General features: G+C 35.3%; 18 protein-coding genes. 15 read left to right on the top strand and 3 right to left on the bottom strand.

Features of this window, described 5'->3' with window-relative positions; translation table 11 throughout:
• Positions 1-11 precede the first annotated feature (11 nt).
• Positions 12-503: a YajQ family cyclic di-GMP-binding protein gene (locus CAR_RS05050; RefSeq protein WP_013710637.1), complete on the bottom strand. Its 492-nt coding sequence runs from the start codon at positions 501-503 to the stop codon at positions 12-14.
• A gap of 166 nt (positions 504-669) precedes the next feature.
• Between CAR_RS05050 and CAR_RS05055 the strand changes: the two genes are divergently transcribed.
• Positions 670-1,566 (top strand): YitT family protein, encoded by an 897-nt coding sequence (locus CAR_RS05055; protein WP_013710638.1) that lies wholly within the window; start codon positions 670-672, stop codon positions 1,564-1,566.
• Positions 1,567-1,634: 68 nt separating this feature from the next.
• On the opposite strand, the gene CAR_RS05060 is transcribed toward CAR_RS05055, so the two are convergent.
• Positions 1,635-2,447, bottom strand: coding sequence for a Cof-type HAD-IIB family hydrolase (locus CAR_RS05060; protein ID WP_013710639.1), 813 nt, complete (start codon positions 2,445-2,447; stop codon positions 1,635-1,637).
• A 138-nt stretch (positions 2,448-2,585) separates the two neighbouring features.
• Here CAR_RS05060 and CAR_RS05065 point away from each other — a divergent pair, with 138 nt between their 5' ends.
• The 3 genes from CAR_RS05065 (at position 2,586) to clpB (ending at position 6,556) form a co-directional block, all read left to right on the top strand.
• On the top strand, positions 2,586-3,347 hold the full coding sequence (locus tag CAR_RS05065) for a prolyl oligopeptidase family serine peptidase (protein WP_041556241.1): 762 nt from the start codon (positions 2,586-2,588) through the stop codon (positions 3,345-3,347).
• An 84-nt stretch (positions 3,348-3,431) separates the two neighbouring features.
• On the top strand, positions 3,432-3,761 hold the full coding sequence (locus CAR_RS05070) for a metal-sulfur cluster assembly factor (RefSeq protein ID WP_013710641.1): 330 nt from the start codon (positions 3,432-3,434) through the stop codon (positions 3,759-3,761).
• Between the two features lie 182 nt (positions 3,762-3,943).
• Complete coding sequence (gene clpB / locus CAR_RS05075; protein ID WP_041556243.1) at positions 3,944-6,556, top strand: ATP-dependent chaperone ClpB; 2,613 nt, start codon at positions 3,944-3,946, stop codon at positions 6,554-6,556.
• Positions 6,557-6,603: 47 nt separating this feature from the next.
• On the opposite strand, the gene CAR_RS05080 is transcribed toward clpB, so the two are convergent.
• Entirely contained in the window at positions 6,604-6,792 is a 189-nt protein-coding gene (locus CAR_RS05080; protein WP_013710643.1) for a YjzD family protein, read from the bottom strand.
• Between the two features lie 194 nt (positions 6,793-6,986).
• Between CAR_RS05080 and dnaE the strand changes: the two genes are divergently transcribed.
• From dnaE to scpB, 11 genes are all read left to right on the top strand, one after another.
• Positions 6,987-10,325 carry a DNA polymerase III subunit alpha gene (gene dnaE, locus CAR_RS05085; protein ID WP_013710644.1) on the top strand — a complete coding sequence of 1,113 codons (3,339 nt, stop codon included), beginning with the start codon at positions 6,987-6,989 and terminating at the stop codon, positions 10,323-10,325.
• Between the two features lie 218 nt (positions 10,326-10,543).
• The gene (pfkA, locus tag CAR_RS05090; RefSeq protein ID WP_013710645.1) at positions 10,544-11,506 is read left to right on the top strand and encodes a 6-phosphofructokinase; all 963 of its coding nucleotides are present in this window, start codon (positions 10,544-10,546) and stop codon (positions 11,504-11,506) included.
• Positions 11,507-11,565: 59 nt separating this feature from the next.
• Positions 11,566-13,323, top strand: coding sequence for a pyruvate kinase (gene pyk / locus CAR_RS05095; RefSeq protein WP_013710646.1), 1,758 nt, complete (start codon positions 11,566-11,568; stop codon positions 13,321-13,323).
• Positions 13,324-13,546: 223 nt separating this feature from the next.
• On the top strand, positions 13,547-14,455 hold the full coding sequence (locus CAR_RS05100) for a CvfB family protein (protein WP_013710647.1): 909 nt from the start codon (positions 13,547-13,549) through the stop codon (positions 14,453-14,455).
• An 87-nt stretch (positions 14,456-14,542) separates the two neighbouring features.
• Positions 14,543-15,433, top strand: a complete 891-nt coding sequence (gene xerD, locus CAR_RS05105) for a site-specific tyrosine recombinase XerD (protein ID WP_041556245.1) — start codon at positions 14,543-14,545, stop codon at positions 15,431-15,433.
• A gap of 92 nt (positions 15,434-15,525) precedes the next feature.
• Positions 15,526-16,695 carry a phosphopentomutase gene (deoB, locus tag CAR_RS05110; RefSeq protein WP_041556247.1) on the top strand — a complete coding sequence of 390 codons (1,170 nt, stop codon included), beginning with the start codon at positions 15,526-15,528 and terminating at the stop codon, positions 16,693-16,695.
• Between the two features lie 24 nt (positions 16,696-16,719).
• On the top strand, positions 16,720-17,541 hold the full coding sequence (locus CAR_RS05115) for a purine-nucleoside phosphorylase (protein ID WP_013710650.1): 822 nt from the start codon (positions 16,720-16,722) through the stop codon (positions 17,539-17,541).
• A gap of 208 nt (positions 17,542-17,749) precedes the next feature.
• Positions 17,750-19,066, top strand: coding sequence for a diaminopimelate decarboxylase (lysA, locus tag CAR_RS05120; protein WP_013710651.1), 1,317 nt, complete (start codon positions 17,750-17,752; stop codon positions 19,064-19,066).
• A gap of 49 nt (positions 19,067-19,115) precedes the next feature.
• Positions 19,116-19,523 carry a GNAT family N-acetyltransferase gene (locus tag CAR_RS05125; RefSeq protein ID WP_013710652.1) on the top strand — a complete coding sequence of 136 codons (408 nt, stop codon included), beginning with the start codon at positions 19,116-19,118 and terminating at the stop codon, positions 19,521-19,523.
• Entirely contained in the window at positions 19,524-20,297 is a 774-nt protein-coding gene (locus CAR_RS05130) for a segregation/condensation protein A (protein ID WP_013710653.1), read from the top strand.
• A gap of 1 nt (position 20,298) precedes the next feature.
• On the top strand, positions 20,299-20,871 hold the full coding sequence (gene scpB / locus CAR_RS05135) for an SMC-Scp complex subunit ScpB (protein ID WP_013710654.1): 573 nt from the start codon (positions 20,299-20,301) through the stop codon (positions 20,869-20,871).
• Positions 20,872-20,876: the final 5 nt, after the last annotated feature.

Genomic DNA, 20,876 nt, shown 5'->3' on the forward strand with positions numbered 1-20,876 from the left:
GTAGTATTTGATTATCTGTAATTGATAAATTGCAAATCAATTGGGAGATCTGTATCTCTTAATAGAGCAATAACTTGCTGTAGATCATCACGATTTTTACCGGTTACTCGTATTTGATCGTCTTGTATTTGAGTTTTAACTTTAATACCAGATTTTTTAATCAATTGAGTAATCGTTTTTGCGTGTTCTTTATCGATTCCATTAATTAAGTCAGCGAATTGACGCACATTTCCACCAAAAGCTTTTTCAGTTGAAGAATAATGGAGATTTCTGGTAGGAACGCCTCTCTTAACCAATTTATTAGACAATACGTCTTTTACTTGCTCTAACTTGAAGTCGTCATCTGAAACTAAAACCAATTTTTCTTTTTCTAATTTGATCTCGCTGATAGAGCCTTTAAAATCAAAACGATTGGCGATTTCTTTTGTTGCCAACTGGATGGAATTTTTTATCTCTTCCATATTCATTTCTGAAACGATATCAAAACTTGCTTCTTTTGCCATAATTGTTTCCTCCTTCTACATTGTGCTCTTAAATTGTACCACAAAGGCGTGTATAGGAGAAGGAAACGGATACAAATGAGAGCGTAATGAATAAAACTATTTTCCGCTTTCTTTATAAAGAAAAACTTGTTATCCTTGTTTGATTAAGTAAGTAGGGAGTTGTAAAATGACAAAATTAAAAACACCAAATTTTTGGATCGAACAAGCCAAAAAAATCTTTTTTATCTTTTTTGCAGCTATTACAAGTGCAATAGCTATGAATAATTTCTTAATTCCCTCTAATATTTATGCATCTGGGATTAATGGAGTATCGCAATTATTAGCAGATATTCTCGGGAGCAGTTCAGGAATTGTAATTGATACAGGTATCCTGATTCTCGTATTTAATATCCCAATCGCAATTCTTGGGTGGTTTAAAGTAGGAAAAAACTTTACGTTATATAGTTTTTTAACCTCTATCTTGATTTCATTTTTCATCATCCTCTTGCCGGTTAATCCATTAACGGCTGATCCTATGATGAATGCTTTATTTGGAGGTATCATTAGTGGAGCCGGAATTGGATTTGCTTTGAAATACGGTTTTTCAACTGGTGGAATGGATATTATCTCAATGGTGTTAGCTAAAACAACTGGGAGATCAATTGGAACCTTAACATTTGCCATGAATTTGCTGATTGTTTCGTCAGCCGGCTTCTTATACGGATGGGAATATGCTTTGTACACATTGGTATCGATTTATGTTATGACTAAAGTGATTGATACAATTCATACCAGTCATCAAAAAGTAACAGCCATGATCGTGACCAATGAACCAGATGCTTTAGTAAAAGTCATCCACGAAAAATTAATAAGAGGAATCACCATTATACCTGCAAAAGGAGCTTATTCAGGAATGGATCGTTCTATTTTAATGGTGGTTATCACTCGCTACGAGATGTATGAACTCGAACAAGCGGTCAGGGAAGCAGATGCTTCAGCGTTTGTTAATTTCATGGAAACAAATAAAGTATTAGGTGAATTTTGGAGTTCTGATCGACAAAAGGAATCTCAATTAAAAAAATAAAGTAAGACAAGGAACCATTCCTAATGAATGACTCCTTGTCTTTTTTTACGTTTAATTAAGGAAAGAAATTAGACTAATTTAAAGTAATTTTCTAAATAATGAGCCAAACCTTCTTCGTTATTGGTTTTCTCCGTTACATCATTTGAAATATGTTTTAAAGTATCGATTCCATTTTTCATTACTACACCATGACCTGCATATTGAATCATTTCATAGTCGTTGTCTTCATCACCAAAAGCAATAATATCTTTTTGTTTGATACCATATACTTGAGCAATGCGTTCGACACCTAATGCTTTTTGTACACCTGCTGCTACGATTTCTAAACAAGGTGTTTGTCCGCCCCAAGTTCTAATTTCGACTGAATCACCATAACGAGCTGAGATTTTTTCAATGATATAACCTTGATTTTCTTTATCCGTAAATACACAAACAGCAGTAGGGTCTTCTTTTAAACTAGAAGATGTTAGTTTTGAAGCGCCTTTTTTTCCATCTGGAAAGAAGTCGCTGTAAGGAACAAAATAGTTATCCGCAAAAACAGTATCTCTGAGTTCAGCTGCAATTAAGTGGATATCTAACTCTTTTTTTAAAGTTAACATATCTAAGGCAATTTCACGATCTAGTGTTTTGTGGTATTGTGATTCCCAATTTAATTGATCTGGCAAGTGGCATAACGCTCCGTTAAAGTTAACCATGGGCGTTTCCATACCTAATTGAGTATAAAACTGTTTGCTATTTCTATAAGGTCTACCTGTTACAATTGAAACAAGGTGACCAGCATTTCTTAAAGTTGTTAAAACATTTTGTGTTCTTACTGAAATTTCAGAACGATTATTCAATGTAGTGCCATCTAAATCAAGAGCAATTAATTTTTTATTCATCAAAATCCTCCGACTATTCTTCATTTGTCTTTATAAAAGCTTCTATGTTTCTTTTATGCTACACTTGTACTACATAGAACCTTTACTAATAGTGTACCACAAAGCCTATAAGAATAAATATAGAAAGAGGTCAGATAGATGATAACTGTAAAACAGGAAAAGGTGAATGGCATCCCTTTACTAGAGGTTGTTTCAACAGAAAGTGAAAATGAAACTTTGCCAACTGTCGTTTTTTATCATGGGTGGACAAATTTTAAAGAAAGTTCTTTAGTTCATGGATACGAAATTGCTAAAAAAGGATTTAGAGTATTGATTCCTGAAGCTTATTTACATGGTGAAAGAAGTCAAGGAGCACCAGTAACCGAAAGAAGTATGGAATTTTGGGATGTTGTTCAACATAGTATAGTAGAATTTCCAACTATAATTGATCATTATGTAAACGCTGGATTAACAGATCAAAACCGTATCGGCGTGTCTGGCCTTTCTATGGGCGGTGTAACAACTTCAGCGTTATTAACGCAATATCCTTGGATAAAAACAGCTGTTGTCTTGATGGGAAGTCCTGCACCAATCCCTTTTTCTAAATGGTTATTGACCTCTAAATGGCAACAAGGAGTAGAAATCGATTTTGAGTCAGAACAATTTGCTCCTGCTATCGAATCATTAAAAGCTATTTCGCTCGATTTACAACCTGAAAAAATTGATGGTAAATTTATTCACTTCTGGCATGATGAAGACGATGAATTAGTCCCTTATCAACCGACTTTTGATTTTTATAAAAAAATAAAAGATCAAGATTATGGTCAACATGTGAGTTTTACAACAACAGAAGGATATGGCCATCATGTCCCATATATAATTTCGGTTGAAACAGCTGAATTTTTTAATAAACATTTATAAAAAAATCACAAACTCTCGTTGAAATGATTTACTTCACCTCTGATAAAAGGTAAAATAAAGTTAAAATGAGAAGGTGGTTACCCAATGAAACCAACTAGTGAAAATCAGATGGAAGAGCTTAAAGGACTCATCATGACAGCTTTAGAACAAGTTATAGATCCAGAACTGAACATTGACATTGTCAATCTAGGGTTAGTTTACGCTATCGAATTGGTGGATGAAAATCGTTGTGTGATAAAGTTAACGTTAACTACAATGGGCTGTCCATTAGCAGATACCATTACCAATGATATTATGACAGCTATGCAATCGATTCCTGAAATTACTTCAACCGAAGTTAAGCTAGTTTGGTATCCTGCTTGGGATACTAGCAGAATGAGCCGTTATGCAAGAATTGCATTAGGCGTTAGATAAAGAAAAGTTTACTCTATTAAAAGTTAGAGTAAACTTTTTAACTCTAGTAGTTGAAACAATGTTGAAAGTAAATTCTAATCTCTTAAACTTGCAAATTGAGTTCAAAAATTCAATTGTTTTTGATTGACCTTTACTGACTAATTAAATATAATATGATTAGTAAAAATCAAGGAGGGGTTCCAATGGATATAGAAAAAATGACCACTACAATGCAGCAAACTCTTGGCGAAGCTCAAAGTATTGCCGTAACCAGAAAGCATCAAGAAATTGATCTTCTCCATTTATGGAAAGTGTTTTTGACTCCTGATCATTTTGCACGTGGACTTTATCAATCTCTCGGAATCGATACAGATGATTTTGAATTTTTTGTAGACCAAGAATTAGACAACTACCCAACTGTGGAAGGCTCAAACGTTCAATATGGACAAGGAATGAGCCAAAACTTATTTCGATTGCTAACGGAAGCTGATACTTTAAGGACTGAATTTCAAGATGATTTCCTTTCAACCGAAATCGTTTTGCTAGCACTGATGAAATTAAAGAACCACAGCTTGACAAAGTATTTAACCAAAAATGGATTAACTGAAAAAGCATTAAAAGCTGAAATTGAAAAAATAAGAGGAGGAGATCGCGTGACCTCACAAAATCAAGAAGAAACTTATCAAGCACTTGAAAAATATGGAACTGATTTGGTCAAGGCGGTAAGAAGCGGAGATCAAGACCCAGTCATTGGAAGAGATGATGAAATTCGTGATGTGATTCGTATTTTATCTCGTAAAACAAAGAATAATCCTGTATTGATTGGAGAACCTGGTGTCGGTAAAACGGCTATAGTAGAAGGGTTGGCTCAACGAATTGTTCGAAAAGACGTTCCTGAAAACTTAAAAGGAAAAACTATTTTTTCATTAGATATGGGTGCGTTGATTGCAGGGGCTAAATACCGTGGTGAATTTGAAGAACGTTTAAAAGCCGTCTTAAAAGAAGTGAAAAAAAGTGAAGGACAAATCATCTTATTTATTGATGAGATCCACACTATTGTAGGTGCTGGTAAAACAGAAGGCAGCATGGATGCAGGAAATCTATTGAAGCCTATGTTAGCTCGTGGCGAATTGCATTGTATTGGTGCAACCACACTAGATGAATACCGGAAATACATGGAAACGGATAAAGCACTGGAAAGACGCTTCCAGAAAGTACTCGTTGATGAGCCAACTGTAGAAGAGACCATTAGTATTTTAAGGGGATTAAAAGAACGTTTTGAAATTCACCATAGTGTTAATATACATGATAATGCTTTAGTTGCTGCTGCAACGTTATCCAACCGCTACATCACGGATCGCTTTTTACCGGATAAAGCCATTGATTTAATAGATGAAGCTTGTGCAACGATTCGAGTGGAAATGAATTCACGACCTACTGAATTGGATCAAGTTTCACGTCGTTTGATGCAGCTGGAAATTGAAGAAGCAGCGTTGAAAAAAGAAAAAGATGATGCTAGTATCCGAAGATTAGAGATCATTCAGGAAGAATTGTCTAATCTACGTGAAGAAGCCAATCAGTTGAAAATGAAATGGGAAACTGAAAAAGAAGAAGTCGCTAAGTTGCGTAATAAACGTGCTGAAATTGAAAAAGCGCGTCATGAGTTAGAAGAAGCTGAAGGCAACTATGACTTAGAGCGTGCCGCTGTTTTAAGGCATGGACAAATTCCTGCTTTAGAAAAAGAATTGAAAAAGCTAGAAGAGGAACAATTAGCTGCCCAAGGGAATTCAATCAGACTTGTACAAGAATCGGTAACAGATGAAGAAATTGCTGTCGTTATTGGTCGGATGACGGGTATTCCTGTTAGTAGATTAGTTAAAGGAGAACGTGAAAAATTGATGCACTTAGATACGTCATTAAGTGAACGAGTCATCGGTCAAGATGAAGCGGTACAAAGTGTATCAGATGCGGTTATCCGGGCTCGAGCTGGTATCCAAGATCCTAATCGTCCACTAGGTTCATTCCTGTTTCTAGGACCTACAGGGGTAGGGAAAACTGAATTAGCCAAAGCTTTAGCCGAAAACTTATTTGACTCGCAAGATCATATGGTGCGAATCGATATGAGCGAATATATGGAAAAACATACTGTTTCAAGATTAATAGGAGCGCCTCCTGGTTATGTTGGATATGATGAAGGAGGACAATTGACCGAAGCGGTAAGAAGAAGTCCATATACTATTGTCTTATTAGATGAAATTGAAAAAGCTCATCCAGATGTATTTAATATTTTATTACAAGTATTGGATGATGGACGCCTAACCGATTCTAAAGGCAGAATGGTCGATTTTAAAAATACTGTTTTAATCATGACAAGTAACATTGGATCTGATTTATTGTTGGAAGGTACGGATGAAAAAGGACAAATAAAAGAAGCGACGAAAGAACATGTGATGTCATTATTAAAAACATCCTTTAAACCAGAGTTCTTAAATCGAATCGATGATACGATTTTATTTGCCCCACTTAGTATACAAGTTGTGAAGAAGATTGTTCTCAAATTAGTACACAATTTGTCAGAACGTTTAGCAGAACAAGATATTGAACTGACTATTTCAGAAGAGGCACAGATATGGATAGCAGAAAAAGCTTACGATCCTATGTATGGTGCGAGACCATTGAAGAGATTTATTACTAAAGAAGTGGAAACACCTTTAGCTAAAGGGATCATTTCTGGAGAAATCCCACCAAAATCCAAAGTAACGATTACCTTAAAAGAGGATCAATTATCTTACGAAACAACAATTTTAAATGACTAAATAAAAAAAAGACATTCATTAGAATGTCTTTTTTTTTTATGAAAAGCTTATTTAGCTGTATGTCCTTGTTTTTGATTAGGAAAAGATTTGGCAATTAAAATAACCATAACGCCAATAAATAATCCAATAGCAGATGCTGTAATAAAGTCATACGAGCCGCTTGATAATGAACTACCAATGTAATTGACAGCTTGTCCTATAAGGAATCCCCAAAATAATGTCACTAAATATTTCATGATATAACCTCTCTTCTTTACTCGTTCATTTTAGCACTTTCAAAAACTTTGTAAAGCAAAAGTAAGTAGAATTTTTTTGATTGTAGGTTACTTTAGGATATTGCGCAAGAATAAAAAGTTCTTTTTAGAAGGTTTGCGTATACGAATCTTAGAAGGGTATAATAGATAGTAATGAGTTAGAATGGGGTGACAAGATGTCATTTGTACAATTACAGGTTATTAGTTCTTATAGTTTATTACAAAGTACAACTTCAATTGAAGAATTAGTGGTCAAAGCAAAAGAAAGAGGTTATCGAGCGATCGCCTTAACCGATCACAATGTCTTATATGGAATGGTTGACTTTTATAAAATGTGCAAAAAACATCAGATTAAACCCATTTTAGGGTTAACATTAGATGTTGGCGGCGTTGTAAATAACGAAGAGACTTATTCGATTATTTTATTAGCTAAAAATGCTAGAGGATATGAAAGTTTGATGGCTCTTTCAAGTGAGAAAATGTTATTAACTGAAAATGAATGGCTTACAATTGAACATATAAGTCAATACAGTCAAAATTTAATCGCAATAACACCTGGAGAAAAAGGGGAGACAGAATCCTTTTTACTACAAGATGAAAAAAAATCAGCAGCAAAAGTTGTCGGAAAATGGCAAGCGGCTTTTCCTAAGCAACAATTTTATCTTGGCATACAGTTGCATCAAAAACTTAAGGTAATCCAAGATGCAGTAAATGAACTAGCAAATGAAACAGGCACTTTAACAGTTGCTTTGCAAGATATTCGGTACATCGATGCAGCTGACGACTTTAGCACTACAGTATTAAGAGCAATCAATAAGGGAGAGGTCCTATCCAATCAACAGGAAGCTGAAGAAGGCGAGTATTATTTACCTGAAAGCAATGAGGTAGAAAAGTTATTTAAAGATAACGGATTGGAACAAGCTGCTCAACAAACCAACGAGGTAGCTAAAATGATTGATGCAGATATATCCCTGCATCAACAATTATTGCCAAAATTTCCTTTACCTAAAGACACAGTGACAACGGAATTTTTAAAAGAACAATGTTTAAAAGGGTTAACGTTGAGAGTAGTTCAACCGGATGAGCGATACACAAAGCGATTAGAGTATGAGTTAGCCGTTATTCAAAAAATGGGATTTGAAGATTACTTTTTAATTGTGTGGGATGTCATGGCTTACGCTCATAAAGTAAAAATTGTTACAGGTGCAGGTAGAGGTTCAGCAGCTGGATCTTTGGTAGCTTATTTGCTTGAAATCACAGATGTTGATCCAATAGAGTACAATTTATTATTTGAACGATTTTTGAATGAAGAACGCTATACAATGCCTGATATCGACTTGGATTTTCCTGATAATAGACGTGAAGAAATTTTGCATTATGTAAAAAATAAGTACGGTCAAAATCATGTTGCTCAGATAGCCACTTTTGGAACATTGGCAGCTAAAATGGCTCTAAAAGATGTAGCACGAGTATTTGGGCTAAGCCCTTCAGAAGCAAATGTATGGTCAAAAGCCATTCCAAAAATATTGGGCATCACTTTAGAAAAAGCCTATAAAGAATCAGTAACACTCAGGAAATTAGTTGAAGAAAATGATAAAAATAAATTGCTGTTTAAAACGGCCAAAAGAATTGAAGGTTTGCCTCGACACATATCGACACATGCAGCAGGAATTGTTATCAGTGATAACCCACTAACTCAGTATGTTCCTTTGCAAAAAGGTGGAGGAGAGATTCTGTTAACACAATATCCGATGGGAAATGTAGAAGAAATCGGATTGTTAAAAATGGACTTTTTAGGGTTGAAAAATTTAACGATCATTGACAACACGCTAAAACTTGTTCAAAGGGAAACTGGAAAACGCTTGGATCTTTTGACTATTCCAATGCAAGATCAAGAGACTCTTCAATTATTCCGTCAAGCAGATATGGTGGGGATTTTTCAATTTGAATCTACTGGAATAAAAAACGTTCTTCGTAGATTAGAGCCTTCTTCAATCGAAGATATCGCAGCTGTAAATGCTTTGTATCGTCCAGGTCCAATGGAACAAATCGATACCTTTATTAAAAGGAAAAAAGGTGTTCTTCCTATAGAATACCCTCATGAAAGCTTGTCAGAAATTTTAGCGGTCACTTATGGTGTCATGGTGTACCAAGAACAAGTCATGCAAGTGGCTGCCAAAATGGGTGGGTACACGTTAGGTCAAGCGGATATTTTAAGACGAGCGATTGGGAAAAAACAAAAATCCATTATTGATAAAGAGAGACATCATTTTATTTCTGGTGCAAACCAATTAGGGTACACTAAAGAAGTGGCCATGCAAGTTTATGATTATATCGAACGATTTGCGAATTATGGTTTCAACCGTTCCCATGCAGTGGCCTACTCGTTCATAGCTTATCAGATGGCCTATTTAAAAGCGCATTACCCGAATGCTTTTTTTGTGGCGCTATTAAATTCAGCCTTAAACAGTTCTGCTAAGATGAAAGAATACATTATTGAAGCGAAAAAAAGGAAAATAAAAGTTATTCCGCCTAATATCAATACAAGTTTTAGCGGGTTTACATTAACTGAAAATAATATTTTATTTGGCTTCAATTCAATCAAAGGATTAAGACGAGATATGATTGTTGAAATGATTCAAAATCGAAAAAGCGATGGAAAATATTTAGGATTGATTGATTTTCTCAAAAGATTGGATAAAAAATGGTTAAAGCCAGAATACATTAAGCCATTAATCTACGCAGGGGCATTCGACCAATTTGATTACTCTAGAGGCGCTTTATTAGCATCGGTTGATGGAATTGTTCAAAGCATAAAAATGAGCGGAAACAATATTGATTTATTTGAATTATTAAAACCTAAATATGAATTTGCTCCAGATTTAACGCTTGAAGAAAAACTAGAAACAGAAGAACAATACTTAGGCACATATTTGTCAGGTCATCCAACTGAAAAGTATGATCAATTGAGACAATGGAAACAAGTTGAGTATACGAGCGAACTGACCATTGGAAAAACAAGTAGAATTATTGGGATGGTAAAAAATGTGCATAAAATCCGCACTAAAAAAGGTGAGTCCATGGCTTTCGTAACAATTAGTGATACTTCTGGAGATTGCTCGCTCACGCTTTTCCCGACAAAATATCGTCAATTTATTGACTTTCTTAATAACGGGACTATTTTATACGTTTCTGGGAAAGTTGATTCAAAACGAGAAGATACTCCTCAAATGATTGTCGGTCAAATGGAAAATGTTGAGAAAGTAATGGACAGTTACACCACTAAAAAATGTTTTATACGGATACTAGATGTGCAGAACACCAACGAGACATTGGAAAAAATGAAAAAAATAATGATGAAGGCAAAAGGCAATATACCGGTCGTTCTCTATTATGTACAAACAAATAAAAAAATTGTTTTAGCAGAAGAAAATTGGATCCATGATACACCCGAATTAATAGAACAATTGGAAGAATTACTCGGGAAAGAAAATGTTGTGATCAAAAATAGTTAAATATGTATATTTTTTTAATAAAAACTGATTTTTAAAAAGACAAGACGTTATAAAAATGGTAGAATAGCAGTTGAGCTTATGTTTGTAAGTTTGAAGCAAGAATGATTTGTGCTAGAATATATAAGTGTAAGAAGTAAAAAGATTTTTTAGATGATAACTAGTTATGAGTTGTTTAGAAGAGCTGTTTACTTTAATCTATTTTATGAGGTGAAGTCAATATGAAACGTATTGCTGTTTTGACAAGTGGTGGAGATGCTCCAGGAATGAATGCAGCTATTCGAGCTGTTGTGCGTAAAGGTCTTTATGAAGGTATGGAAGTATATGGTATTAACTATGGCTATGCTGGTTTGGTGGCTGGTGATATACGTAAATTAACTCGTAGAGATGTAGGTGATAAGATTTCGAGAGGTGGAACTTTTCTCTATTCTGCTCGTTATCCTGAATTTGCTACTGAAGAAGGTCAATTAAAAGGTATTGAACAACTAAATAAATTTGGGATTGAAGGTTTAGTAGTTATTGGCGGAGACGGTTCTTATATGGGTGCTGCTGCGTTAACTAGACACGGTTATCCAACTGTAGCTTTACCAGGTACGATCGATAACGATATACCAGGTACTGATTTCTGTATTGGATTTGATACGGCTATTAATACTGTATTAGATTCGGTTGATAAAATCCGTGATACTGCAACAAGTCACGTGCGTACTTTTATTATTGAAGTTATGGGACGTAATGCAGGAGATATCGCATTATGGACTGGTGTAGCAGGTGGAGCAGAACAAATTATTATTCCTGAAACAGAATTTAATATGGAAGAAATTGCAAGCACGATTCAAAAAGGCCGTGAACGCGGTAAAAAACACAGTATCATTATTTTGGCTGAAGGCGTAATGAACGGAAACGACTTTGCGGATGAATTGTCAAAATTTGGAGATTATCAAGCTCGTGTTACTGTTCTAGGGCATGTTCAGCGTGGAGGTTCTCCAACTGCTCGTGACCGAGTATTATCAAGTGTTTTTGGTGCGAGAGCTGTTGATCTATTAAAAGTTGGTAAAGGCGGATTATGCATAGGAATCGTAAACAATAAAATTGTTGAAAATGATATTGTTGAAACCTTGAAAACAAAAAAACATATGCCTGATGTCAGCTTATACAAATTAAATCAAGAAATATCTTATTAAACGAATTACAAACTTTAAAAAAATTGTAATAAAAAATTGCTGTTGGGAGAGATAATAGAATGAAAAAAACGAAGATTGTATGTACGATTGGTCCAGCAAGTGAAACAGTTGAACAACTGGTTCAAATGATAGATGCAGGTATGAATGTAGCCCGCTTAAACTTTTCACATGGTGATTTTGAAGAGCATGGTGCACGTATCAAAAACATTCGCGAAGCATCAAAACGTACTGGCAAAATGGTAGGAATTCTATTAGATACAAAAGGTCCTGAAATGCGTACGCATAACATGAAAGATGGTCGTGTGGAATTTGAAGCAGGAGACGTTGTTCGTATCTCAATGACAGAAGTTGAAGGAACAAAAGAAAAATTCTCAATCAGTTACCCTGAATTGATCAATGATGTAAACCCTGGAACTCACATCTTATTAGATGATGGTTTAGTGGATCTTGAAGTAACAGACTTAGACCATGCAAATGGTGAAATTGTTGTTTTAGTTAAAAACCCAGGAACATTGAAAAATAAAAAAGGTGTTAACGTACCAGGCGTATCTGTTAACTTACCAGGTATCACTGATAAAGATGCTGCTGATATTCGTTTTGGTTTAGAAAATGATATTGACTATATTGCTGCAAGTTTCGTACGTCGTGCAAGTGATGTTTTAGAAATCACACAAATTCTTGAAGAAGAAAACATGACACACGTTCAAATTATTCCTAAAATTGAAAACCAAGAAGGCGTAGATAACATTGACGAAATCTTGAAAGTTTCAAATGGATTAATGGTTGCACGTGGAGACTTAGGAGTTGAAATTCCAACAGAAGAAGTTCCTATCGTTCAAAAAGCACTTATCCAAAAATGTAATCAAGCTGGTAAACCAGTTATCACAGCTACACAAATGTTAGACTCAATGCAACAAAACCCACGTCCAACTCGTGCGGAAGCAAGTGACGTTGCAAATGCTATTTTTGATGGTACAGATGCTATCATGCTTTCTGGAGAAACCGCTGCTGGGGATTACCCGATTGAAGCTGTACAAACTATGGCACGTATTGCTATTCGTACAGAAGAAGCATTAGTAAACCAAGATGCATTTGCATTAAAAGCTTACAGCCAAACAGATATGACTGAAGCTATTGGTCAATCAGTAGGACATACTGCTCGTAACTTGAACATTCAAACAATTGTTGCAGCAACTGAATCTGGACATACTGCACGCATGATTGCAAAATATCGTCCAAAAGCTAACATTGTTGCTGTTACGTTTACAGAACGTCAAATGCGTGGTTTAGCATTAACATGGGGTGTTTCTCCAGTAGTTTCTGAAAAACCTGGTTCAACTGATGATATGTTTAATCTAGCTACTAAAATCGCTCAAGAAACTGGATTTGCTTCTGCAGGAGATTTAATTATCATTACTGCTGGTGTACCAGTTGGAGAACGTGGAACAACTAACTTAATGAAGATCCAATTAATTGGAACTAAATTAGCTAGTGGTCAAGGTGTTGGATCAGATGCTGTTATTGGTAAAGCAACTGTTGCAACAAGTGCTGACGAAGCAAATAAAAATGCTGTTGAGGGTGGAATTTTAGTTGTTAAAACAACAGATAAAGACTACTTGCCAGCAATTGAAAAATCATCAGCTTTAGTAGTAGAACAAGGCGGTTTGACTAGTCATGCAGCTGTTATTGCTATTGCAATGAGCATTCCTGTAATTGTGAATGTTGAAAATGCAACAACACTTATTAAAAATGATGAATTAATTACTGTTGACTCACGTCGCGGAATTGTTTACCGTGGAGCTACAACAGCAATCTAATCACAATTAACTAAACAAAACTCTCTTGAGGATTGATTTTAGATCCGATAGGGAGTTTTTTTTGAGTAATTTATTATTTAGTTTACATAAAAAAAATATGGTAAACTTGCTTTGGATAAATTGTTCCTTGCTTTCCATCTACTTCTTTTTCCTATAAAATGAAATAGATGGATCAATAGAACAAAAATGCAAAGATTATTTTGAAACTTATGGAGGAAAAAATATGAATCAATCATTAGGAAAAGTTATTACAGGACTTGTTACAGATGTAAACGAGGACGCGTTTTTTGTACAAAAAGATGGAGTAACCTATAAATTAGACAAAGCAGAAGGAATGGAATATAAGCTTGGAGATACCGTAGAAGGCTTTGCTTATATTTCAATGGATAAAGACTTTATGTTGACTCAAGATATACCTAAAGCTCAAGTTGGACATTACGCATGGGGAACGGTTATAGACACACGTAAAGATTTAGGTGTATTTGTAGATGTAGGTTTACCAGATAAAGAATTAGTTGTTTCACTTGACGAGTTGCCTACCATTAAACAACTGTGGCCTAAAAAAGGCGACCGTTTGCTGATAACAATAAGAGTAGATGACAAAGACCGTATGTGGGGAGAACTAGCAAGTGATGAAGTATATCAATCACTAGCAAAAAAAGGAACAGAAGAACTAATCAATCAAAATATTAAAGGAACAGCTTATCGTTTGAAAATGATTGGAACATTTATTTTGACAGAAGATAATCAAATTGGATTTATCCATCCTTCAGAACGTAAAGACGAACCTCGTTTAGGAGAAGTTGTATCTGGGCGTGTCATTGGGGTTAGACCAGATGGCGTTATAAACGTATCCTTAATGCCGCGTGCCTATGAAGCTATCGGAGACGATGCTGCAATGTTGATGGCCATATTAGAAAGAACAAAAACAGGCAGCTTCCCTTATACCGATAAAAGTTCACCAGAAGATATTTCTGATCGATTTGGAATCAGTAAAGGTCAGTTTAAGCGTGCTATTGGCAATTTAATGAAACAACGTTTGATTGTACAAGAAGATGGCGAAACAAAACTTGTTGCACCTGTAACTAAAGTAGAAGATGAAGAAGATCAAATAGAATTAGATAATGAATAATCTAAAGAAGGCAGTTCACAAAGTGTTCTTGCCTTCTTTTTGCATTTCACTCAATGTAGTATTTTTAATGTGATAGAGGTGAAGAAATTGAATGAAGATGTAGAAGAATATATACGCTTTCTTACAATCGAACGAGGTCTTTCAAAAAATACAATTGAAAGCTATAAAAGAGATATCCGGCAATACTTAGTTTTTATTGAGCAAATCAAGGTAACCAAATGGGACCAGATTGATCGGTACACTGTGTTGTCATTTTTGCAGGATTTAAAGGAGAAAGAAAAATCAGCAGGTACTATCATTCGAATGATTTCTTGCCTAAGACAATTTCATCAGTTTTTAAAACAGGAACAAATATCTCAAAGTGATCCGATGCTACATATCGACACACCAAAGAAAGCACAAAAATTACCAAAAGTATTGTCGATCAAAGAAGTAGATCGCTTAATAGAAACTCCGAATACAGGAGAGACGCTAGGATTAAGAGATCGGGCAATGCTTGAAGTAATGTATGCAACCGGTTTGCGCGTTTCTGAATTAACAGAATTGAAATTAGATGATCTGCATTTATCACTTGGATTAATTCAAACAATTGGTAAGGGAGATAAAGAGCGAATCATTCCTTTAGGTGATCTAGCAATCACATGGATTGAAAAATATTTACGATACAGCCGGACAAAATTAGAAAAAGATGGTCAGCGCTCACCGCACTTATTCCTAAATCATCATGGACGTAAATTGACCAGACAAGGTGTATGGAAAAACTTGAAAATAATCGTAAAAAAAGCTGGAATAGAAAAAGAAGTGACACCTCATACGTTGCGTCATTCGTTTGCGACACATTTATTAGAAAATGGAGCTGATTTAAGAGTGGTGCAAGAGTTGTTAGGTCATTCAGATATCTCCACAACTCAAATATATACTCATATTACTAAAAAAAGGATGTCAAGCGTTTACAAAACCTATCATCCCAGAGCTTGAAAAATAAAGTATTCAGAATTTTGCTCGCTTTATTGTGTACTTTTTACTATAATGAGAATGTAGAAACCTATTATTAGGAGGATGAAGATCGAATGTCATACAAAAGAGTGCATTTAATCGTTATGGATTCAGTTGGTATTGGTGAAGCACCTGATGCTGATAAATTTAATGATTTAGGAAGCGATACTTTAGGTCACATTGCGCAAGAAGCTGGCCTGACAATACCTCATCTAGAACAATTAGGACTTGGAAACATTAAACAGTTGAAAGGTGTTCGCAGTGTTGCAGATAGTTTAGGGTATTATACTAAATTAGAAGAAGTGTCAGTAGGTAAAGATACTATGACTGGACATTGGGAAATTATGGGGCTGAATATTCAAACTCCATTTCGTGTTTTTCCGGAAGGTTTTCCAGATGATTTATTAAAAAAAATTGAAGATTTTTCAGGTCGTAAAATTGTTGGGAACAAGCCAGCAAGTGGGACAGCTATCCTTGATGAATATGGACAGCACCAATTAGAAACAGGAGATTTGATTATCTATACTTCAGCAGACCCTGTGCTACAAATTGCAGCTCATGAAGAGGTTATTCCCTTAGAAGAGTTATACCGTATATGTCAATTTGTAAGAGATATTACAAAAGAGGATCCTTACATGATTGGTAGAATTATTGCTCGCCCATACATTGGGGAACCGGGTAATTTCTCAAGAACAAGCGGACGTCATGACTATGCGTTAGATCCTTTTGGCAAAACCGTCTTAAATCATTTAAGCGAAGCTGGAAAAGAAGTAATCGCAATTGGTAAAATCAATGACATTTATAATGGAAAAGGTATTACGGATTCTGTACGTACGGAAGACAATATGGATGGTGTAGACAAATTATTGACCGTTATGGACAAAGATTTTGAAGGCCTTAGCTTCTTAAATCTTGTTGATTTTGATGCCAAGTTTGGGCATCGTCGCGATGTTGCAGGCTATGGTCAAGCGATAGATGAATTTGATGATCGAATTGATGAAATTGTTGGAAAATTAAAAGAAGACGATTTATTGTTGATTACAGCTGACCACGGAAATGATCCGACAGCTCCTGGAACAGACCATACAAGAGAATATGTTCCTTTACTAGCGTATTCCCCATCTATGAAAGGGCATGGCGAAATTCCTCAAGGACACTTTGCTGATATTGGAGCAACTATTGCAGAGAACTTCCATGTTCAAGATACTGGTTTTGGGAAAAGTTTCTTAAAGGAATTAAAATAAAAAAAGAATTATTGGAGGACGGTTATGACTACCGCAATTTTAAATAAAATAAATGAAGCAAAAAATTACATCCTAGAAAAAGGCGTTCAAAATATCGAAATTGGCTTAATTTTAGGATCAGGATTAGGTGAGTTGGGCGACGAAGTTGAAAATGCAATTGCAATTTCTTACAGTGAAATTCCTCATTTTCCTGTTTCAACTGTAGAAGGTCATGCTGGACAATTAGTATATGGAACTCTTGGTGGTAAAAAAGTACTAGCTATGCAAGGTCGTTTTCATTTTTATGAAGGCTACTCTTTAGAAGAAGTAACTTTTCCAATCCGTGTAATGAAAGCCTTAGGTATTCATTCACTAATCGTTACAAATGCTGCTGGTGGAGTCAACGCTGACTTCACACCGGGGGAATTGATGATGATTACAGATCAAATTAACTATACAGGTGTAAATCCTTTGATTGGACCAAATGATGCCTCTATGGGGCCACGCTTTACGGATATGAGCCATGCTTACGATTTAGCGTATCAAGAAACTGTCCGTTCTGTAGCGAAAGACATGAATATCGACCTGAAAGAAGGCGTTTATATCGGGTTTTCTGGACCTACTTACGAAACACCTGCAGAGATAAAAATGGTTCGTCTTTTCGGAGCAGATGCAGTAGGGATGTCAACCGTTCCTGAAGTCATAGTAGCAAAACATGCTGATATGAGAGTAATCGGTATTTCATGTATCACTAATTTAGCAGCAGGTATGCAAGCTCAATTAAATCATGAAGAAGTTGTTGAAACTACTCAACGTGTTAAACATACGTTTAAAGCATTTGTAAAAAATATCCTTTCAGAAATGTAATCAGACAATACAAAGAGAAACTGTGAAAAGCTATGGTTTATTAGCCGTAACTTAATCAGTTTCTCTTTTGTTCATCTCTGGATCAAGTTTAAAAAATGTGACATTATAGGTTTATTAAAGGTATAGGCCTGCATTGAGAAATGCTTTTTTTTGTGTTAAAGTAAGTAAAGCAAAAAACAAGAGAAATTGAAATGAGGATAGTCGATTAATGGATGAAAGATTACTAACGGGCACAATGAGAATGAATGAAGCTAATCATTTAGAAATTGGCGGCGTAGATACAGTTTCATTGGTTGAAAAATATGGAACACCAGTCTACGTATACGATATTTCTCAAATAAAATACAAAGCACGTACATTCAAAAAGGCTTTTCAAGATCGTAACATCAAAGCTCAAGTTGCTTATGCCAGTAAAGCATTTTCTTGTTTGGCAGTCTATCAGTTAATGGCAAAAGAAGAAATGTCATTAGATGTTGTTTCTGGTGGAGAGTTATTTACAGCTATCCAAGCAGAATACCCAAATAAAAAGATCCATTTTCATGGGAACAATAAATCAGATTCAGAAATTATTGCAGCTTTGGATTATGACATTGGTTGCTTTGTTGTCGATAATTTTTATGAATTAAGTAAATTGAATGAATATACTAAACAACGCCAACAAAAAGTGTCTGTTCTATTAAGGGTAACTCCTGGAGTTGAAGCTCATACTCATGAATACATCACTACTGGACAGACCGATTCTAAATTTGGGTTTGATCTAGAAAATGGCCAAGCACAGCAAGCCTTAGAAATGTCTTTGGAAATGCCTTATATTGATGTAATGGGTTTGCATTGTCATATTGGTTCACAGATTTTTGAAACAGACGGTTTTAGTCTAGCGATTGATAAACTAATGATACAGTCAAAAGAATGGCAAGTATTGTTTGATTTTCAATTGCGCGTTTTAAACGTTGGTGGAGGTTTTGGTATTAGATATACTTCTGAAGATGAGCCGTTGCCAATTGAAGACTATGTAAATAACTTAATTGATGAAGTTCAGTCTGTTTCAGAAAAAATACAATTGCCAATGCCTGAAATCTGGATTGAACCAGGTCGTAGTCTAGTAGGAGATGCAGGGATCACTTTATATCAAGTCGGTTCGCAAAAATTGATACCGGATGTTCGAAACTATTTAGCCATTGATGGCGGTATGACGGATAACATCAGACCAGCCTTATACGATGCGAAATATACAGGAGTTTTGGCTAATCGTGTAGCAGATGCAGTAGAAGAAACTTACTCTATAGCTGGGAAATGTTGTGAGTCTGGAGATATGTTAATTTGGGATTTGCCACTGCCAAAAGCAGATGCCACTGACATTTTAGCTGTATTTAGTACTGGTGCTTATGGTTATGCAATGGCAAGCAATTACAACCGCATTCCAAGACCACCAGTAGTTTTTGTTGAAAATGGAAAAGATTTTTTGGCTATTAAGCGAGAAAGTTATGCAGACTTAATGAGATTAGATTGCTCTCTGTATCAATAGATAGGCACTAATCGGTAGTACTGCAAGCTTAAAGCGCTAGGAGGAAATTATGTTACTCGATTACAAAAATGACTATGAAAAAATTTCAATGGGATTACTCTCATTCGTTCCAGATTTAAAAGACGTTTCACGTTTGCAAGATGAAATGGATTGGTATCAAAGTAAAGAAGATCGTAAACTTTATTTATGGAAAAGTGAGGACACTCAGGATATCATAGGTGTAATAGGCGTAGAAATTGGGAATGACATGATACTGTTAAGGCATATTTCAATCAATCCTTCATTTAGAAATGAAGGCATTAGTTATAAAATGTTAGAAGCTTTAGAACGTCGTTTTCCACAAAAAAAAATAATGGGAACATTAGAAACGTCCGCTTTGGTTGCTAAGTGGGAACAAGAAAAAAGTAAACAAAACCAACAGCAGATCTTAGTAACTGATGAAAAAGGCGAGGGTTAGATGTCATCTGATATAACTATAAAGATTGATGCATTTGAAGGGCCGTTAGACTTATTGCTACACTTAATTAAACATTTAGAAATCGATATTTACGATATCCCAATTGCTGATGTAACGTCACAATATTTAAATTACATTCGAGCAATGAAAGTATTGCAACTAGATGTTGCAGGCGATTATTTAGTTATGGCTGCTACGTTAATGGCCATTAAAAGCAAACTTCTATTGCCTAAACAGGAGATCGATGCAGATCAAGAAGATGAAGGTTTTTATGATTCTGGCGAAGATCCCCGAGATGCCTTAGTAGAACAATTGTTAGAATACAAAAAATTTAAATCAGCTGCCGCTTTACTAAAAGTAAAAGAAGAAGAACGAAGTCAGTATTTTTCTAAGGAGCCAGCTAATTTAGAGCTGTTACAAGAAAAAGTTCCTCTTGAACCTCTTCAAATCAGTACATTTGATTTAGTAGCTGCTTTTCAAGAAATGTTTAATAAGAAAATGAAAAAGGTTCCTTTACAAACAAAAATTAAAGCTGAAGAGACTTCTATTAATGAAAAAATGGATTTTATCATGGGGAAACTAAGAAATGTAAAAGCCAATCAAGGAGTTTTGTTTGCAGGTTTTTTTGAAGAGCCAACAAAAAATGAAATGGTAACGACCTTTATGGCTTTACTTGAACTCATTAAGGAGAAAGATATTTACATTCAACAAGAAATAACCTATGGAGATATTATTGTCTATCCATCAGAAACAGAAGAAATAGGTGATGAGTAGTATGGATGAATTAGCAGCAATTGAAGCACTGCTCTTTGTAGCTGGAGATGAAGGGATGACACTAGAGGAAATTTCGAGTCTTTTAGAGTGTTCAACTCAACAAGCGTATCAATTTTTAATGCGACTTCAAAAAGAGTATGAAACGATGACTGCCAGAGGGCTGATGTTGCTTGAAGTAGGAAATCAGTATCAACTAGCGACTAAAAAAGAGTATGCAGATGTCATAAAAAAATATGCTATCTCACCTTTAACCACTAACCTTTCACAGGCAGCATTAGAAACACTTGCTATTATAGCCTATAAGCAGCCTTTGACTCGTATGGAGATTGATGAGATACGAGGAGTACAAACAAGCGGAGCACTACAAAAACTCACTCTTAGAGGATTGATTGAACCAAAAGGACGAGCAGAAGGTCCTGGAAGAGCTATTTTATATGGGACTTCGGACTATTTTATGGATTACTTTGGTCTTAAAGATTTAAATGAATTACCTAAGATAACTGAATTAGAAACTGAAGCTAGCGAAAAAGAATCAGATTTATTTTTTGAACGTTTTAACCAGCAGTTTGAATAAGAATA

The organism is Carnobacterium sp. 17-4 (assembly GCF_000195575.1).
Lineage (GTDB): Bacteria > Bacillota > Bacilli > Lactobacillales > Carnobacteriaceae > Carnobacterium_B.

Bases quoted from the DNA above. Each gene is read 5' to 3' on its own strand.
- CAR_RS05050 (WP_013710637.1), bottom strand. From the start codon at position 503: ATGGCAAAAGAAGCAAGTTTTGATATCGTTTCAGAAATGAATATGGAA.
- CAR_RS05055 (WP_013710638.1), top strand. From the start codon at position 670: ATGACAAAATTAAAAACACCAAATTTTTGGATCGAACAAGCCAAAAAA.
- CAR_RS05060 (WP_013710639.1), bottom strand. From the start codon at position 2,447: ATGAATAAAAAATTAATTGCTCTTGATTTAGATGGCACTACATTGAAT.
- CAR_RS05065 (WP_041556241.1), top strand. From the start codon at position 2,586: ATGATAACTGTAAAACAGGAAAAGGTGAATGGCATCCCTTTACTAGAG.
- CAR_RS05070 (WP_013710641.1), top strand. From the start codon at position 3,432: ATGAAACCAACTAGTGAAAATCAGATGGAAGAGCTTAAAGGACTCATC.
- clpB (WP_041556243.1), top strand. From the start codon at position 3,944: ATGGATATAGAAAAAATGACCACTACAATGCAGCAAACTCTTGGCGAA.
- CAR_RS05080 (WP_013710643.1), bottom strand. From the start codon at position 6,792: ATGAAATATTTAGTGACATTATTTTGGGGATTCCTTATAGGACAAGCT.
- dnaE (WP_013710644.1), top strand. From the start codon at position 6,987: ATGTCATTTGTACAATTACAGGTTATTAGTTCTTATAGTTTATTACAA.
- pfkA (WP_013710645.1), top strand. From the start codon at position 10,544: ATGAAACGTATTGCTGTTTTGACAAGTGGTGGAGATGCTCCAGGAATG.
- pyk (WP_013710646.1), top strand. From the start codon at position 11,566: ATGAAAAAAACGAAGATTGTATGTACGATTGGTCCAGCAAGTGAAACA.
- CAR_RS05100 (WP_013710647.1), top strand. From the start codon at position 13,547: ATGAATCAATCATTAGGAAAAGTTATTACAGGACTTGTTACAGATGTA.
- deoB (WP_041556247.1), top strand. From the start codon at position 15,526: ATGTCATACAAAAGAGTGCATTTAATCGTTATGGATTCAGTTGGTATT.
- CAR_RS05115 (WP_013710650.1), top strand. From the start codon at position 16,720: ATGACTACCGCAATTTTAAATAAAATAAATGAAGCAAAAAATTACATC.
- lysA (WP_013710651.1), top strand. From the start codon at position 17,750: ATGGATGAAAGATTACTAACGGGCACAATGAGAATGAATGAAGCTAAT.
- CAR_RS05125 (WP_013710652.1), top strand. From the start codon at position 19,116: ATGTTACTCGATTACAAAAATGACTATGAAAAAATTTCAATGGGATTA.
- CAR_RS05130 (WP_013710653.1), top strand. From the start codon at position 19,524: ATGTCATCTGATATAACTATAAAGATTGATGCATTTGAAGGGCCGTTA.
- scpB (WP_013710654.1), top strand. From the start codon at position 20,299: ATGGATGAATTAGCAGCAATTGAAGCACTGCTCTTTGTAGCTGGAGAT.